The 15,418-nt window shown below is 72.0% G+C and carries 15 protein-coding genes and 1 riboswitch; of the genes, 6 read left to right on the top strand and 9 right to left on the bottom strand.

The annotated features are described in order from the left end of the window. Nucleotides 1–18: 18 nt before the first annotated feature. The 4 genes from pknB to thiO form a co-directional block, all read right to left on the bottom strand. Nucleotides 19–1,953 carry a Stk1 family PASTA domain-containing Ser/Thr kinase gene (gene pknB / locus ACNFOC_RS21980; RefSeq protein ID WP_416960801.1) on the bottom strand — a complete coding sequence of 645 codons (1,935 nt, stop codon included), beginning with the start codon at nucleotides 1,951–1,953 and terminating at the stop codon, nucleotides 19–21. A 150-nt stretch (nucleotides 1,954–2,103) separates the two neighbouring features. Beyond that, on the bottom strand, nucleotides 2,104–2,898 hold the full coding sequence (locus ACNFOC_RS21975) for a thiazole synthase (protein WP_416960800.1): 795 nt from the start codon (nucleotides 2,896–2,898) through the stop codon (nucleotides 2,104–2,106). Nucleotides 2,899–2,901: 3 nt separating this feature from the next. After that, nucleotides 2,902–3,102: a sulfur carrier protein ThiS gene (gene thiS, locus ACNFOC_RS21970; protein WP_327404710.1), complete on the bottom strand. Its 201-nt coding sequence runs from the start codon at nucleotides 3,100–3,102 to the stop codon at nucleotides 2,902–2,904. Then, complete coding sequence (gene thiO, locus ACNFOC_RS21965) at nucleotides 3,099–4,262, bottom strand: glycine oxidase ThiO (RefSeq protein WP_416960799.1); 1,164 nt, start codon at nucleotides 4,260–4,262, stop codon at nucleotides 3,099–3,101. The genes thiS and thiO overlap by 4 nt, the downstream gene beginning before the upstream one ends. Continuing rightward, nucleotides 4,260–4,371, bottom strand: a riboswitch (TPP riboswitch). (Overlaps the previous gene by 3 nt.) A gap of 51 nt (nucleotides 4,372–4,422) precedes the next feature. Between thiO and ACNFOC_RS21960 the strand changes: the two genes are divergently transcribed. From ACNFOC_RS21960 to ACNFOC_RS21935, 6 genes are all read left to right on the top strand, one after another. Continuing rightward, entirely contained in the window at nucleotides 4,423–4,761 is a 339-nt protein-coding gene (locus tag ACNFOC_RS21960; protein ID WP_416960798.1) for an avidin-fold protein, read from the top strand. A gap of 122 nt (nucleotides 4,762–4,883) precedes the next feature. Further along, on the top strand, nucleotides 4,884–6,047 hold the full coding sequence (locus ACNFOC_RS21955; RefSeq protein ID WP_416960813.1) for an NAD(P)/FAD-dependent oxidoreductase: 1,164 nt from the start codon (nucleotides 4,884–4,886) through the stop codon (nucleotides 6,045–6,047). Between the two features lie 64 nt (nucleotides 6,048–6,111). Then, nucleotides 6,112–6,483, top strand: a complete 372-nt coding sequence (locus tag ACNFOC_RS21950) for an Rv2175c family DNA-binding protein (RefSeq protein WP_033284439.1) — start codon at nucleotides 6,112–6,114, stop codon at nucleotides 6,481–6,483. Between the two features lie 118 nt (nucleotides 6,484–6,601). Next, nucleotides 6,602–7,264 carry a thiamine phosphate synthase gene (gene thiE, locus ACNFOC_RS21945; RefSeq protein WP_416960797.1) on the top strand — a complete coding sequence of 221 codons (663 nt, stop codon included), beginning with the start codon at nucleotides 6,602–6,604 and terminating at the stop codon, nucleotides 7,262–7,264. 111 nt (nucleotides 7,265–7,375) lie between these two features. Further along, entirely contained in the window at nucleotides 7,376–8,299 is a 924-nt protein-coding gene (metF, locus tag ACNFOC_RS21940) for a methylenetetrahydrofolate reductase [NAD(P)H] (protein WP_416960796.1), read from the top strand. 56 nt (nucleotides 8,300–8,355) lie between these two features. Further along, entirely contained in the window at nucleotides 8,356–9,363 is a 1,008-nt protein-coding gene (locus ACNFOC_RS21935) for an SCO2102 family sporulation regulator (RefSeq protein ID WP_416960795.1), read from the top strand. A 45-nt stretch (nucleotides 9,364–9,408) separates the two neighbouring features. Here ACNFOC_RS21935 and ACNFOC_RS21930 read toward each other — a convergent pair whose 3' ends face one another. The 5 genes from ACNFOC_RS21930 to ACNFOC_RS21910 form a co-directional block, all read right to left on the bottom strand. Next, nucleotides 9,409–10,920 carry a phytoene desaturase family protein gene (locus ACNFOC_RS21930; RefSeq protein WP_416960794.1) on the bottom strand — a complete coding sequence of 504 codons (1,512 nt, stop codon included), beginning with the start codon at nucleotides 10,918–10,920 and terminating at the stop codon, nucleotides 9,409–9,411. 46 nt (nucleotides 10,921–10,966) lie between these two features. Further along, nucleotides 10,967–11,605 (bottom strand): DUF4126 domain-containing protein, encoded by a 639-nt coding sequence (locus ACNFOC_RS21925; RefSeq protein WP_416960793.1) that lies wholly within the window; start codon nucleotides 11,603–11,605, stop codon nucleotides 10,967–10,969. A gap of 367 nt (nucleotides 11,606–11,972) precedes the next feature. Further along, nucleotides 11,973–12,602: a TetR/AcrR family transcriptional regulator gene (locus ACNFOC_RS21920; protein WP_416960792.1), complete on the bottom strand. Its 630-nt coding sequence runs from the start codon at nucleotides 12,600–12,602 to the stop codon at nucleotides 11,973–11,975. Nucleotides 12,603–12,664: 62 nt separating this feature from the next. Then, complete coding sequence (locus tag ACNFOC_RS21915; protein WP_416960791.1) at nucleotides 12,665–14,749, bottom strand: YhgE/Pip family protein; 2,085 nt, start codon at nucleotides 14,747–14,749, stop codon at nucleotides 12,665–12,667. Beyond that, on the bottom strand, nucleotides 14,721–15,413 hold the full coding sequence (locus ACNFOC_RS21910) for an ABC transporter ATP-binding protein (protein ID WP_416960812.1): 693 nt from the start codon (nucleotides 15,411–15,413) through the stop codon (nucleotides 14,721–14,723). Before ACNFOC_RS21910 ends, ACNFOC_RS21915 begins: the two co-directional genes overlap by 29 nt. Nucleotides 15,414–15,418 lie beyond the last annotated feature (5 nt).

The following is a 15,418-nucleotide window of genomic DNA, read 5'->3' as shown; positions in this document are numbered from 1 at the left end:
GCGCGCGTGCCGCCCCCGTCACCGGATGGTGATCGTGATCGTCGACCCCTTGGCGGCCTGTTCGCCCGCGTCCACGGACTGGCTCTTCACGGTGTCGCCGAACAGGCCCAGGATGCCCCGGTCCTCCTTGACCTTGAAGCCGGACTGTTCGAGGAGCTTCGTCGCGGCGTCGACGCTCGCGCCGACCACGCTCGGGACCTCGACCATCTCCGGGCCCTTGGACAGCGTCAGCGTCACCGTGTCGCCCTCGGCGGCCTGGCTGTCGCCGGCCGGGGTCTGCTGGGCGACCTGGCCCGCGTCGTACTCCGAGGTGACCTCGGTGGCCGAAACCGTCACCTTGAGACCGGCCTCCTGGAGGTCGGACTTCGCGTCGTCCAGGTCCTCACCGGTGACGTCGGGCACGTCGACCGCGCTGCCCTTGCTGACGGTCAGGGCTATCGCCGAGCCCGCGTGGCGCTTCGTGCCCGCCTCCGGGTCGGTGCTGATCACGAGGCCCTTGGCGACGTCGTCGCTGAACTCCCTGGTGACCATGCCGGCCGCCAGCCCGTCCTGCTTCAGCAGGGTCTGGGCCCTGGCCAGGCGGGTGCCCGTCAGGTCGGGGACGTTCACCGTCTCCGGGCCGTCCGAGATGGTCAGGGCCACCGAGTCGTTGTCCCGGATGCGGGCGCCGGACACCGGATCGGTGCTGATGACGGTGCCGCGCTTCACGGTGTCGCTGTACGCGTGGTCGACCTTCTTGACGTCGAGACCGGCGTCCTTCAGCCGCTCCCTCGCCTGCGCCTCGGTCTTCGCCAGCAGCGGCGGGACCTTGGTGAACTGGCCGGAGTTGATGTACCAGACCCCCGCCCCGACCCCGACGATCAGCAGCAGGGCGGCGACGATCGCCAGCAGCCCGCGCCGGGGCCGCCGCGCCTCGCGCCGCCGGGGCGGCAACGGCGGGCCGCTCTCGAACCGGCTGGTCCGGTCGAACGGGTCACCGGGCCCGTCGTCCTCGTTGACCGGCAGCGGACGCGGCACGGTCAGCGAGCGCGGGATCACACTCGTACGGTTCTCGGCGTTGGGATGCTCCGAGGCCAGCGCCTGCGGCGGTACCGCGTCCAGCTGCCCGTCGCTCAGCCCCGACCGCGCCTCGCGGACCATACCGAACAGCGCGACCGCGTCGTACGGCCGCAGGTCCGGGGTGCGCGCGGTGGCCGTGGCGACCAGCTCGTCCAGCTCGTACGCAAGGCCCGGCACGAGCGCCGAGGGCGGCGGGACGTCCTCGTGCAGGTGCTTGTAGAGCACGATCGCGGCGGAGTCCCCGTCGTGCGGCTTCTGGCCGGTGAGCATCTCGTACAGGACGACACCGCACGCGTACACGTCGACCCGGGGGTCGGCGGTGGTGCCCTCGATCTGCTCCGGCGCGAGATACGACACCGTGCCGAGCACGGACCCGGTGGTGCTGGTGACCGTGTCCACGGAGCGGACCAGCCCGAAGTCGGCGACCTTGACCCGGCCGTCGTCCCCTATGAGCACGTTCTCCGGCTTCATGTCCCGGTGCACGAACCCGGCCCGGTGCGCGGCACCCAGCGCGGCCAGCACCGGCTCCAGGATGTCGAGGGCGGCCCGCGGCTGGAGCGCCCCGCGCTCGCGCAGCACGTCCCGCAGGGTGCAGCCGGCGACGTACTCCATCGCCAGATAGACGTACGACCGGTCGGCGCCCTGGTCGAAGACCTGCACCACGTTCGGATGCGCCAGCCGCGCCACGGACTTCGCCTCGCGGATGAACCGGTCCACGAAGTGGGCGTCGGCCGCCAGAGTCGGATGCATCACCTTGAGCGCGAGAACCCGGTCCAGGCGGGTGTCCACGGCCCGGTAGACCGTGGCCATCCCGCCGACGGCGATCCGCGCGTCGACGCGATAGCGGCCGTCGAGCAACTGCCCGACGAGAGGGTCATGAAGGGTCGTATCCACGCAGGTGAGTGTACGAGCCGACGCTGACAGCACGGCGTTTTCGGCCAGTTTCGGGGCGGTACTGAAGCCGACCTGTGACGGATACCTCATGGTGGGGCGGGTGTCTGAGGCCGGGCTGTGCGTCTCGGCGGGTGGTGCGGGGGCGGAGATTCAGAAAGCGGGGCGTTCCGGGTCCAGGCAGGCCACGCCGGTTGTCGGGGAGGACGCCTCGGCGAAGTACCTGCGGGGGATACGCCCCGCCCGGAACGCCGACCGCCCCGCCTCCACCGCGCCCCGCATCGCCGACGCCATCAGAACCGGCTCCCGCGCCCGCGTCACCGCTGAGGCGAGCATCACACCGGCACACCCCAGCTCCATCGCGAACGCCGCGTCGGACGCCGTACCCGCCCCCGCGTCCAGAATCACCGGCACACGCGCGTGCTCGGTGATCAACTGGAAGTTGTGCGGGTTGCGGATACCGAGCCCAGAACCGATCGGCGAGCCCAGCGGCATGATCGCCGCACACCCGACGTCCTCCAGCTTCCGCGCCAGCACGGGATCGTCGTTCGTGTACGGCAGCACGGTGAAGCCGTCGTCGACCAACGTCTCGGCGGCGTCGAGGAGTTCGATCGGGTCCGGCAGCAACGTGCGCTCGTCCGCGATCACTTCGAGTTTGATCAGCGCGGTCCCCAGGGCCTCGCGCGCCAGCCGTGCCGTCAGCACCGCCTCGCCCGCCGTGAAGCAGCCCGCGGTGTTGGGCAGCACCCGGATGCCGAGCCGCTCCAGCACGGACAGCACCGAGCCGTGCACGGAGGCGTTGACGCGCCGCATCGCGACCGTCGTGAGCTCCGTGCCGGAGGCCACCAGTGCGCGCTCCAGGACGTCGAGGCTGGGCGCGCCTCCGGTGCCCATGATCAGCCGGGACGTGAAGGACGTACCAGCGAGGACGAAGGGGTCGTCGGCCATGGGTCAGCCTCCTTGGACGGCGGTGAGGACCTCGACGCGGTCTCCCTCGGAGAGGGACGTCGACGGCCACTCCGCGCGCGGGACGACGGTTTCGTTGAGGGCGGCGGCCACACCGGAGGGGGCCGGGGTAAGGGACCGTACGAGCACGTCGAGGGGCGTGCCGGGAGCGATCTCCTGGTGCTCGCCGTTGACGGAGATGTTCATGCGGGCTGCTCCACGAGTTCCGTGCGGGCGAACCGCTTCGGGGTGAACGGGCGTGCCTCGTCCGGGAGTTCACCGGTACTGAGCGCGTGCGCCAGGGCGTCGCCGGTGACGGGGGTGAGCAGTACGCCGTTGCGGTAGTGCCCGGTGGCCAGCAGCAGGCCCGGCAGCGCGGTCGGGCCGAGCAGCGGCGCGTTGTCGGGGGAACCTGGGCGCAGTCCGGCCCGGGTCTCGGTGAGCGGCAGTTCGGTGATCCCGGGGACCAACTCGTGGGCGTCGCGCAGCAGTTCGTAGACGCCGCCGGCCGTCACGGTCGTGTCCCAGCCCAGTTCCTCGCTGGTCGCGCCGACGACCAGCTCGCCGTTCTCGCGCGGCACCAGGTACACCTGGCTGCCGCGCACCACGGCCCGCACGGTGCGGTTCAGGAACGGCGCGTGGCGCTCCGGCACGGTCAGCCGCAGCACCTGGCCCTTCACGGGCCGTACGGGCGGCAGGACGTCGCCCGGGACGCCCTTCAGCCGCCCGCTGAGGCTGCCGCCCGCGAGTACCACCTGGCCCGCGCCCAGCACCTCGCCCTCGCGCGTGACGACCCCCGTGGCGCGCTCCCGCTCGACCGTGAGCCGCTCGGCCCACGTCCGGTGGAGGACGACCCCGGCGCGCTCGCAGGCGGCCACCAGCGCGTGCGCCAGCCGCCGCGGGTCGACCTGGTGGTCCCCGTCGACCCTGAGCCCCCCGCGCACACCCGGCGCGAGCATCGGCTCCAGGCGCCGGCACTCGCGCCCCGACAGCCACTCGGAGTCCAGGCCCGACTGGCTTTGCAGGGCGTGCAGTTCGCGCAGATGGGCGCGGTCGTCGGCGTCCAGGGCGACGGCGAGCGTGCCGCAGCGCCGGTAGCCGAGGCCGAGGCCGGTGAGGTCGGTCAGTTCGGCCGCGAAGTCCGGGTAGCGGTGCGCCGAGGCGAGGTTGAGGGCGAGCAGGGTCTGTTCGCCGTAGTGGAGTTCGGTGACGGCGGCCAGCATCCCGGCGGCCACCTGGGCGGCCCCGCCGCCCGGCTCGGGGTCCACCACGGCCGTGGCGAAGCCGCGTTGGGCCGCGCGCCAGGCCGTGACCAGGCCGATGATCCCGCCCCCGACGACGAGGACGTCTGACGTACGTGCAGGCATGGGCGTCCAGCCCCTCCCTTCGCCGGCATGACCCGGATCAGGTTCGTACGGTCGGAGGCCGCCAGCCTCCCTCTCAGCCCGGTGCGTCCGGACTCCCGCGAGTGCTTTACCTTGGCCACCCTAGCCCGTGCCCTGTGTGCCAGTAAGGGAGCCGCTGTCCATGGCCCGCTCGCTCGACGGTCTCGTCCTCGCCCCCGTCGCGGACCAGGCCCCAGGTCAGGTCGGGACCCGCACCCGGTTCGCGTACCACGAGAAGGACGGCGAGATCTGGGCCGAGTACGCGGGCGGCGACGTCGTACGGGGGCATCTCGTCGGCACGCGCGCGGGGGACCGGCTCGACTTCCGGTACGTACAGCTGAAGACGGACGGGACGACGTCCTCCGGGCACTGCGTGTCCGATGTGGTCGAGCTGCCCGACGGCCGCGTTCGCCTCGACGAGACCTGGGAGTGGGAGTCCCAGGCGGGACACGGGACCAGCACTGTGGAACAGGTCACCTGACGCGCCCGCTGACTGACAAATCGTCAGGTGTCTATGGTGATCGAGTGAGCGAGCAGACGCGGGAGCAGACGCGGGAACAGGGCACGGCGGCAGGGCGGCGCGTGGTCGTCGTCGGCGCGGGCATGGCCGGGGTGCAGACCGCGGTCGCGCTGCGGGACCAGGGCTTCACCGGCACCGTCACGCTGATCGGCGCGGAACCCCATCAGCCGTACGACCGGCCCCCGCTGTCCAAGGCCGTCCTGCTCGGCAAGGCCGAGGGCTCCGCCTTCGACGTCGACTTCGAGGCGCTCGGCATCGAAGTGCAGCTGGGGCGCGAGGTGGTGGGCCTGCGCCCCGCCGACCACGAACTGGACACCGCCGAGGGCCCGGTGCCCTACGACGTCCTCGTCCTCGCCACCGGTGCCGAACCGATCCGGCTGCCGGGCGCCGACGGCATCCCCGGTGTCCATCTGCTGCGCACCCTGGACGACGCCGAGCGGCTGCGGCCGGTGCTCGCGCGGCAGCACGACATCGTGGTGGTCGGCGCGGGCTGGATCGGCGCGGAGTTCGCCACGGCCGCGCGCGAGGCGGGCTGCGCGGTGACCGTCGTGGAAGCCGCGGACCGGCCGCTCGCGGGGGCGCTGCCCGCCGAGGTGGCCGCGCCGATGGCCGCCTGGTACGCCACCGCCGGAGCCTCCCTGCGGACGCACGCACGCGTGGCGCACGTCGAACCCGGCGAGGTGGTCCTCGACGACGGCACACGGCTGCCCGCGGGCGCCGTCGTGGTCGGCATCGGCGCCCGCCCCGCCACCGCCTGGCTCACGGGCTCCGGCATCGAACTGGGCGCGCACCGCGAGGTCCTCGCCGACGACGGGCTGCGCACCTCGGTGCCGGACGTGTACGCGGTCGGCGACTGCGCCTCCTTCCCTTCGGGAAGGTACGGCGAGCGACTTCTCGTCCACCACTGGGACAACGCCCTCCAGGGGCCGCGCACGGTCGCCGCGAACATCGTGGGGGAGACCCCGGCGGTCTACGACCCGGTGCCGTACTTCTGGTCGGAGCAGTTCGGCCGCTTCGTCCAGTACGCCGGCCACCACGCGTCCGCCGACACCACCCTGTGGCGCGGCGACCCGGCCACCCCGGCGTGGAGCGTCTGCTGGCTGCGCGGGGACCGTCTGGTGGCCCTCCTGGCGGTCGGCCGCCCCCGTGACCTGGCCCAGGGCCGCCGGCTGATCGAGTCGGCCACGCCGGTGGATCCCGCGCTGCTGGCCGATGCTTCTCTGCCGATGAAGGCGGCTATCGCCTAGTTCGTCCCCCCGGGTCGGACCGGCCCGACTTCCGACTGTCAGTCCGGGATGGCACGCTGTTTACGTGACCGAGATTGACGCAAAGATCGATGCTCTCGTCCCCGCCTGGCTCACGCTGCCCGACATCGCAGAGTTGCTCGATGTCGAGGTGACACGCGTGCGGCAGCTGGTCAAGGACGGCCAAGTCATCGCCGTACGCCGTGGTGAGAACCGCGCGCTGCACGTCCCCGCCGCCTTCATCGACGGGGCCGAGCAGAAGGTCGTCAAGGGCCTCACGGGGACCCTGACGCTCCTGCGGGACGACGGCTTCTCCGACGAAGAGATGCTCGAATGGCTCTTCACCCCCGACCCGAGCCTGCCCGGCACCCCCGCGCAGGCGCTGAGTGAGAATCGCGGCACGGAGGTGAAGCGCCGCGCCCAGGCGCTCGCCGTCTGACCCGCACGACCGACCGGTGCACGGGCCGCGGCGACGCGAGGGCCTGCCTGGGAAGGCCCTGCCCGCGGCCCGTGCGCGACACCACCACACGACAAGCAGGACAACGGGGGACACACGCATGCCCGACACCGCCGCAGCCGCCGCCCGCGCGGAACTCGCCGACGCCCGGGTCTACCTCTGCACGGACGCCCGCCGGCGCCAGGGCGACCTGGCGGAGTTCCTGGACACGGTCCTGGCCGGCGGGGTCGACATCGTGCAGCTGCGCGACAAAGGCATGGAGGCCGCCGAGGAGCTGGAGCACCTCCAGGTGTTCGCCGACGCCTGCGCCCGGCACGGCAGGCTCCTCGCGGTCAACGACCGCGCGGACGTCGCCCACGCCGCCGGCGCCGACGTACTGCACCTGGGCCAGGGCGACCTCCCGGTCCCCGCGGCCCGCGCGATCCTCGGCGAGGACGTCCTGATAGGCCGCTCCACGCACGCCGAGTCCGAAGCGGCCGCGGCCGCCGTCCAGGAGGGCGTGGACTACTTCTGCACGGGCCCGTGCTGGCCCACCCCCACCAAGCCCGGCCGCCACGCCCCCGGCCTCGACCTGGTCCGGTACACGGCCGCCCTGGGCACCGACCGCCCCTGGTTCGCCATCGGCGGCATCGACCTCGGCAACCTCGACGAGGTCCTCGAAGCGGGCGCCCGTCGCGTCGTCGTCGTACGGGCCATCACGGAGGCCGACGACCCGGGCGCGGCGGCGGCGGAGTTCGCCAAGCGGATCCGGCAGGCCGCCTGACCGGCGTCCAAGAAGTCGCGCTGTTGTCCGATGGGTGGACAAGAGGGCGACAAACCAGGCAAATTCCCACTTCCGGTTGGGTGACCGCCGCCCCCTGACTAACCTGCGGGTATGGCTTTCGGGACCGCATCGACCAGGACAGATCGCGCACGCACCGTGCGCGACATGCTCGCGACCGGCAAAGCGACGTACTCGTTCGAGTTCTCCGCGCCGAAGACCCCCAAGGGCGAGCGGAGCCTGTGGAGCGCGTTGCGGCGGGTCGAGGCGGTCGCCCCGGACTTCGTCTCGGTGACCTACGGCGCCGGTGGCTCGACCCGCGCGGGCACCGTCAGGGAGACCGAGCAGATCGTCGTCGACACGACGCTCACCCCGGTCGCCCACCTCACCGCGGTCAACCACTCCGTCGCCGAGCTGCGCAACATCATCGGCCAGTACGCCGACGCCGGGATCCGCAACATCCTCGCCGTGCGCGGCGACCCGCCCGGCGACCCCATGGCCGACTGGGTGGCCCACCCGCAGGGGCTGACGTACGCGGCCGAACTGGTGCGGCTCATCAAGGAGTCGGGCGATTTCTGCGTCGGCGTCGCGGCCTTCCCGGAGATGCACCCGCGCTCCCCGGACTGGGACACGGACGTCGCGCACTTCGTCGACAAGTGCCGGGCCGGCGCCGACTACGCGATCACCCAGATGTTCTTCGAACCCGAGTCGTATCTGCGGCTGCGCGACCGCGTCGAGGCGGCGGGCTGCGCGACCCCGGTCATCCCCGAGGTCATGCCGGTGACCAGCGTGCGGATGCTGGAGCGGTTGCCGCAGCTCAGCAACGCGGACATCCCGGCCGCCCTGAAAGAGCGAATCCTCACAGCCAAAGACGATCCGGCCGCTGTACGCTCGATCGGAATCGAGTTCGCCACCGAGTTCTGCGCCCGGCTGCTGGCCGAGGGAGTCCCCGGACTTCACTTCATCACGCTCAACAGCTCCACGGCGTCACTCGAAATCTACGAGAACTTGGGCCTGCACCACCCACCGCGGGCCTAGACCGGTCGCTCCGGAATAGGACACACTGCGTAGCGGCCACTGGGAGAGGGGCGTACATGGGCTGGACGGTCCTCTACATCGCGTTCGGCATCGTCGCACTGTGGTTGCTCGGTGAGGTGCTGCTGCAGTACAAGGCACGCCTGCGCTGGCGGCTGCTCGCATTCGTCGGCTTCCTGGGCGTCGTGCTCGGAGTGCTGATTCCTTCCGTCGTCGTCATCGGCCTGGGCGCGGTCGCCTTCGCCGTCGGCCAGACCTACGTCACGCTGTCGTTCCGCCGCGGCTTCGAAGCAGGCTGGGCGGTCTCCGGCCGACCGGGCGCGGGCGGCATCAAGCGCCGCCGCGGCGAGCCGGACGAGCAGGACCCGAATCTGGACGCCTCCGGCCTCGAAGGTGCGGAGAGCGGCTTCCAGGAGTACGGCCAGAACAAGGCCGCCTACGGCCAGGACGACGACTACGACCGCGACGACGTGTTCACCCCGAACCGCCCCGTCGCCCCCACGGCCGCCGAGACCACCTCGGTCTACGAGCCGCAGCCCCTCCCGGACGACACCGGCTCCTACGGCGTGTACAGCGCCGCCGCGTACGCCAACGCCGCGGACCCCAACTACGAGGGCACGGACCAGGCGTACGCCGCGGCGGCCGCGGGCCAGACCCAGGACCAGGCCTACGCGGCGGCCGACCAGAACTACGGCTACGACAACAACTACGCGGGCTACGACCAGCAGCAGTACGGCTACGACACGACCGGCCAGCAGCAGTACGCGGCCTACTCCGACCCGTACATCGGCACGCAGACCTACGGCGGCACCGGTTACGACACGGGCTACGACGGTCAGCAGCAGTATCCCCAACAGGGCTACACGCAGGACCAGTACGGCAACAACGGCGGCTACGGCGGCGAGACCCCGGCCGGCGGGGTGTGGGTCCCGCAGCAGCGCAACGACGAGACCTACGGCGGCGAAATGCCGCCGGAGCAGCAGTACCCCTACCAGGGCGACGGTCAGCAACAGCCGCAGCAGCAGCCGCAGTCGGGCGCCGGCTACGACGAGCAGTACCGTTTCTGAAGCCTACTGAGGCCGCCTACGGGGGACCCTCCTACTGAGACCCGCCTACTGGGACCCTCTGAACTGGGGTCCCTCCACGATCAGTCCGGCGACCAGCGCCCCCGACATACCGGCGTGCGGAAGTCCGCCGCCGGGGTGGGACCAGCCGCCGACCCGGTAGAGCCCGGGCACGCGCGTGGTGTTCGCCGGGTGCAGGAAACGGCCCCGCCCGGCGGCGAACGAAGGCGCGGGCACGGCGCCGAATCGCGCGCCCGTCTCGCCCTCCGTGTGCTCCGGGGTCCGCACCTCGTGCCACAACAGGCGGTCCCGCAGCGCCGGTACGGCCCGCCCGGCGGCCTCCAGGAGGAAGTCCGTGTACCGCCGGACCGTGCCCTCGTCCGCCCAGCCGGCCTCGCTCGGCAGCACGGCGGACACCACCGCGGACTCGTGCTCACCGTCCGGCCGGAGCGCGGGGTCGTCGGGGCGCAGCACCGTCACCGTGGGACAGCGCGGCCCGTCGCCGCCGGGGGAGGCCAGGAGGTCCAACTCGGCCTCGCGGTCCGGGGCATGGACCACCGTCCGGTGAACGGCCGCCACCTCACGCGGGCCGCGCAGGGCCAGCAGCAGTGTGCACCGCACCGGCCGGGGTGAGTCCGGGCCGGCCTGCACATCGCCGTCCTCGTCCAGCGGACGCTCCGTCAGGGCCCGCAGCCGCGCCGGGTCCACGTCCGCCACGACGTGGTCGGCTTCGGCCACCGTCCCGTCGGCGAGCTCCACTCCCGCAGCCCGCCCGTCCTTCTCCAGCACCCGGGTGACCTCGGCCCCGAAGACGAACTCGACCCTCCTCGCCAGGCACCGCTCGTACACCGCGCGCGCCAACTCCCGTATGCCGCCCCGCACATACCAGGTGCCGAAGGCGTGCTCCATGTACGGCAGCACGGCCGCGCTCGCCGGAGCCGTCCGGGGGTCGAGGCCGTACGCGAGCGCGTGGCTCTCCAGGAGGGCGGTCAGGCGCTCGTCGCGCAGCTCCCAGGCGCCGATCTCGGCGAGGGTGCTCGCCCGGCGCGTACGCAGCAGCTTCTTGTGCGGGACCGCCGGATACGGCTCCTGGTCGGCGAGCACCGACCAGTTGGGCCACAGGGGCTCCTCCAGGAGGGGCCTGCGGGTGCGGTCCCAGGCCTCGCGGGCCCGGATCAGGAAGTCGCCCCAGCGTTGGCCCGCGCCGCCGCCCAGGGCCTCGTCCAGGGCCGTGACGACGCCCGCGCGGGAGGCGTTCGGCAGCGACACCTCCGTGCCGTCCGCGAAGACGTGCCGGGACGAGGGGTCGACCTGGACCAGCTCGACCAGGTCTTCCAGCGGCTCCTTGCCGGTCTTGATGAACAGGTCGCGGTAGACCGCGGGCACGGGCAGCAGACCGGGGCCGGTGTCGAAGGAGAACCCGTCCCGCTCGAAGCGGCGCACCGCACCGCCGTACGTCTCCGTACGCTCGTACACCGCCACCCGGTGGCCCGCGACGGCCAGCCGGGCAGCGGCCGCCATCGCGCCCATGCCGGCGCCGATCACCGCAATCCGTGCCATGCCCGCGACTTTATCGGCCGCCACTGACAGTCCCGGCCGCGGGCGGTCACCAGGGATCTTGGTCCGGTGGCCGTCCGGGAGGGTGTCCCACCTGCGCGGCGAGCCGTCTCTCCTCCCGGCGCTGGGCTCTGCGGCGCAGGAAGCGCCGGATCCGGGAGATCAGGAAGAACAGGACCGTGAGTCCGGCCACCAGCAGCACGGCCGCGATGATCGCCGCCGCCTGGGGATGGAACATCGCGAACGAGACGATCCCGCCGACCCCGAGATCCTCCGCGAAGCTCATGATCACGTTGCTGAACGGCTCCGGCGAGGTGTTGATCGCCATCCGCGTCCCGGCCTTGACGGTATGGCTGGCCAGCGCCGACGAACCGCCGATCAGCCCCGCCACCACATCGTTCATCGAACCGCTGTGCCCGGCGAGCACCGCCCCGACCCACGCCCCGGCGGCCGGCCGGATCACCGTGTGCACGGAGTCCCAGACGGAGTCGACGTACGGGATCTTGTCGGCGACCGCCTCGCACAGGAACAGCACGCCCGCTGCGATGAGGACCTCAGGGCGTTGCAGCGACTCGGGGACCGCGTCGGTCACTCCGGTCGCGCCGAAGATCCCGAGCAGCAGCACCACCGCGTACGCGTTGACGCCGCTGGCCCAGCCGCTGGTGAAGACCAGGGGGAGTACGGACACGGAGGCGATAGTAACCACTCGGCAACATGGCGTCCTGGGCCTGAGTGCGTACGGCTGAGTATCCGTACCTAGGGAGTGAGATGAGTACGCGCGCGGATGGGGCGCGACCTGCGCGAACGAGAGAGTGGAGACACGGAAAGGGGCGCGGCTCCGGTACCGCCGACACGGGGCGGCGGAACGGGGCCCGCGCCCTTGGCCGCTCCTTCCGCCGAACTTTCGGCGGAAGCGAGGCACGGGGGAACCCTGGGACTGACCAACGGGGGTTCCAACAGGGGGAACGTACGGGGGAGCACAAGGGAGCGCCGGTTCGAGGTGGCCCGCGGGGGACGCGGCCACAGCGGACCGGCGCTTCTGTTTTTGCGTCGGGTCAGCGACCCCCGCTGACCCGCCCCTGGAGCAGCCGGGACAGCGCCGAGTGGACGTCGTCCAAGGAGCGCTCCGGCTGGAACGACTGCCAGTCCAGCGCGGCCACCAGGACCATCCCGACCAGCGCGGCCGCGGTCAGCCGGACATCGATCTCAGGGCTGAACTCGCCACCCGCCACGCCCGCGTGCAGCACGTCCTCGATGGCCGCGTTCACCTGCTGCCGCACCACCATGAGAGTGGGCTGCCAGGCGCGGTTGGTGCGCCACAGCTCGGCCACGTAGAGCTGGGTGAAGGACGGGTAGCGGGCGATGAAGCCGAGGCCCGCGCGGATCATCGCGTCCAGGGCGTCCACCTTGCTGCCGCCGTCCCGCGCGGTCTGCTCGGCCGCCTCCCGCAGCGAGGCGGTGAGGAGGCCCACCCCGTGCCGCAGCAGCTCCTCGAAGAGGACGGACTTGCTGGCGAAGTTGTAGTAGACGGTGCCCTTCGCGACCCCGGCACGCTCGGCGATCTCGTCCACCGTGGTGGCCGAGAAGCCCTGTTCGGCGATGAGCGTGACGGCCGCCTCGTAGAGCTTCTGCCGGGTGGCCTCGCGGCGCGTGCTGCCGCCCGACGGGGTGCTGCTGCTTTCCATGGGCCTGATTGTCACAGGCCCGGCTCCGGCGCCGGCCACGGGTGTCGAGGTCCTGGGCGGGGTCACAGGCTCAGCTCCGGGTGCAGCCGGTCGAGCGTCCACACCTGGCGGCGGCGCGCCGACAGCGCGGTCAGCGCGAGCGCCCCCGCGGTGAAGGCGACGAGCACCACGCACGCGTGCCACACGGGTCCCAGGCCACCGCCCGTGATGAGCCTCCGTAGGGCCTCGACGACGTAACTCATCGGCAGGAAGGGGTGGATCGCGTTGAAGAAACCGGGACTGGTCTGCACGGGATAGGTGCCGCCCGCCGACGTCAACTGGAGCATCAGCAGGGCGAGTACGAGGATCCGGCCCGCCGCTCCGAAGCGTGCGTTCAGCCACTGCACGATGGCCGCGAAGCACGCCGTCACCAGGAACAGGAAGCCGACCGTGCCGGCCGCCCGCGCCATCTCCAGGCCGATCGCCCAGTGCAGTACGGCCGTCAGGGCCACCGTCTGGAGCACCCCGACCGCCACCACCGGCAGCCAGCCCACGAGCGCGATCCGCCAGGCCGAGGCACCGGCGGCGAGCGCGCGCCGGTTCATGGGCGCGATCAACATGTAAGCCACCATCGCGCCCACCCACAGGGACAGCGGGATGAAGTACGGGGCGAATCCGGTGCCGTAGTTGGGCGCCTTGTGCAGGTCCTGGGTGGCCAGTTGGACCGGGTCCGCCATGACCCCGGTGCGCTGGTCGCGGTCCTGCTTGTCGTAGTCCGGGATCTGCGCCGCGCCGTCGTGCAGACCGCCGGCGAGCTTCCCGGAGCCGTCGACGAGCTTGTACAGGCCGCCGTTCAGGTCCACGGCACCCGTCCTGAGCTTGCCGACACCGGTGTCCAGGTCGGCGGCGCCGGTCTTCGCCGTGCCGAGCCCGGTGTGCAGGGTCTTGGCGCCCGCGGCGACCTTCGAGGCACCGTCGTTCAACCTGTTGACCTTGGCCACCGCGTCGTCGAGGTCCTCGGAGAGGTGCGGGGCGCGGTCGGCGAGCGCCTGGGCCTGCGTCTGGAGCGTGCCGAGGTCGGCGTCGAGCTTCTTCAGGTCACCGTTCTGATCGGCGACCAGGGTGTTGACGTCGTCGGCGACCTTCGCGACGTCGGAGGCGGCCGTGGCGGCCTTCTTCAGGTCGGGACAGGCGGCGTCCTTCAGGACGGCGGTTTCGCAGCGCGCCCTGTAGACCTCGCCCAGGGTGTCCGACGCCGCGTGCGCGCCCTTGGCGGCGACCGGAGCGGTCTTCACGAGGGTGCCGAGGTTGGCGCGGATGGTCCTGGCCGAGTCGGCGACCAACTGGGCCGTGTCCCCGATGGTCTTCTCGTTGTCCTCAAGGAAGGGGCCCACTTTGTCGGCGACCCCGTTGACCGTGTCGGCGAGGGTCTGCGTCCCCGCCGCGACCTGCCGCGAGCCGTCCTCCAGGTCGCCCGCGCCCGTGTCGAGCTTCTTGAGGCCCTTGGAGAGCTTGCCGCTGCCCTTCTTGGCGTCCTTCAGGCCGTCGGCGAGATCCTTGGAGCCCTCCTCGGCCGTACCGATGCCGCCCTTCAGCTTGTCGGCGCCGTCGGCCGCCTTCACGGTCTGGCCGTGGACGTCGGAGAACGACACGAAGATCCGGTCCAGGAACGTCCGCGAGGCCTTGGTGGACGCGGCCGACCGCACCTCGCTGAACACCGTCCGGGAGATCTGCCCGACGATGTAGTTGTTCGCGTCGTTCGTCCGCACCTGGAGCGCGCCCGCCTCCGGAGAGTCGCCCGCACTGGAGGTGACGCGCTCACTGAAGTCGGCGGGCATGGTCAGCGACAAGTAGTACGTGCCGTCCTCGACGCCCTTCCGCGCGGTGGCCGCACTCACCTCGTGCCAGTCGAACGTCCCCCTGTCGCGCAGCCCCTCGGTGATGTCGTCGCCCGCCGTGACCTTCTTCCCGTCGGCGCTCGCCCCTTTGTCGTCGTTGACGAGCGCCACGGGGATGCGGTCCAGGCGGCCGTACGGATCCCAGAACGACCACAGGTACAGGGCGCCATAGAGCAGCGGCAGTAGCAGGAGGGCGACGAGCGCGGCGCGTGGCAGCTTCCCCCTGCGGAAGCGCCTGAGCTCAAGCGCGGCCAGTCTGGGCGCGTGCATCGGCCTTCTCCGTTCCTTCGGTGGACACCGCCACGACAGTCGTTCCGGCTTCGGCGAGCGACCTCAACAGGTCCCAGATCTCCGCCCGTTCGGCGTCCGAGAGCTTGAGGTCGACGTCGTCCACCCCGAGCAGCGCGGGCCGCCCGATCAGCGCCAGCGCGATGGACAGCCGCACCTCCTGCGGCCGTTCCAGATCCCGTACGGCGGTCCGCGAGCCCTTCGGCAGCGCCCCGAGGTCGAGACCGGCGGCGGTCAGGGCCCGCTCGACGCGCAGGCCCGCCTCGACGGCCCGCTCGGACCGCGGCCGCAGCAGCGCGCGTACGGAATCCCCGAACCGCCGTTGCAGCAGCGCCCGTTCGCGCAGATGCTCCCCGACCGTCAGCGCCGGTTCGAGGTCGGTGACCCCGGCGACATTGGCCAGTGCGCTGACCCGCCGCACGGCCGCCGACTGCTTCGGCAGCGTCAACTCGCCCACGGTGGCGGTCCCTTCGGACGCCTTCATCCGCCCGGCGAGCGCGAGCAGCAGGCTCGTACGCCCGGACCCGGACGGCCCCTCGACGGCGATCAGCGAGCCGGGCCCGGCGGCCAGGGAGATCCCCCGGAACGCCCAGCCGCGCGGCCCCTTCACCCCGAAGTCCTCGGCCGTGACACCGACCCCGCCCACGGTTC

The organism is Streptomyces colwelliae (assembly GCF_048158785.1).
Lineage (GTDB): Bacteria > Actinomycetota > Actinomycetes > Streptomycetales > Streptomycetaceae > Streptomyces.
This window is presented reverse-complemented; position numbering and strand designations above follow the sequence as displayed.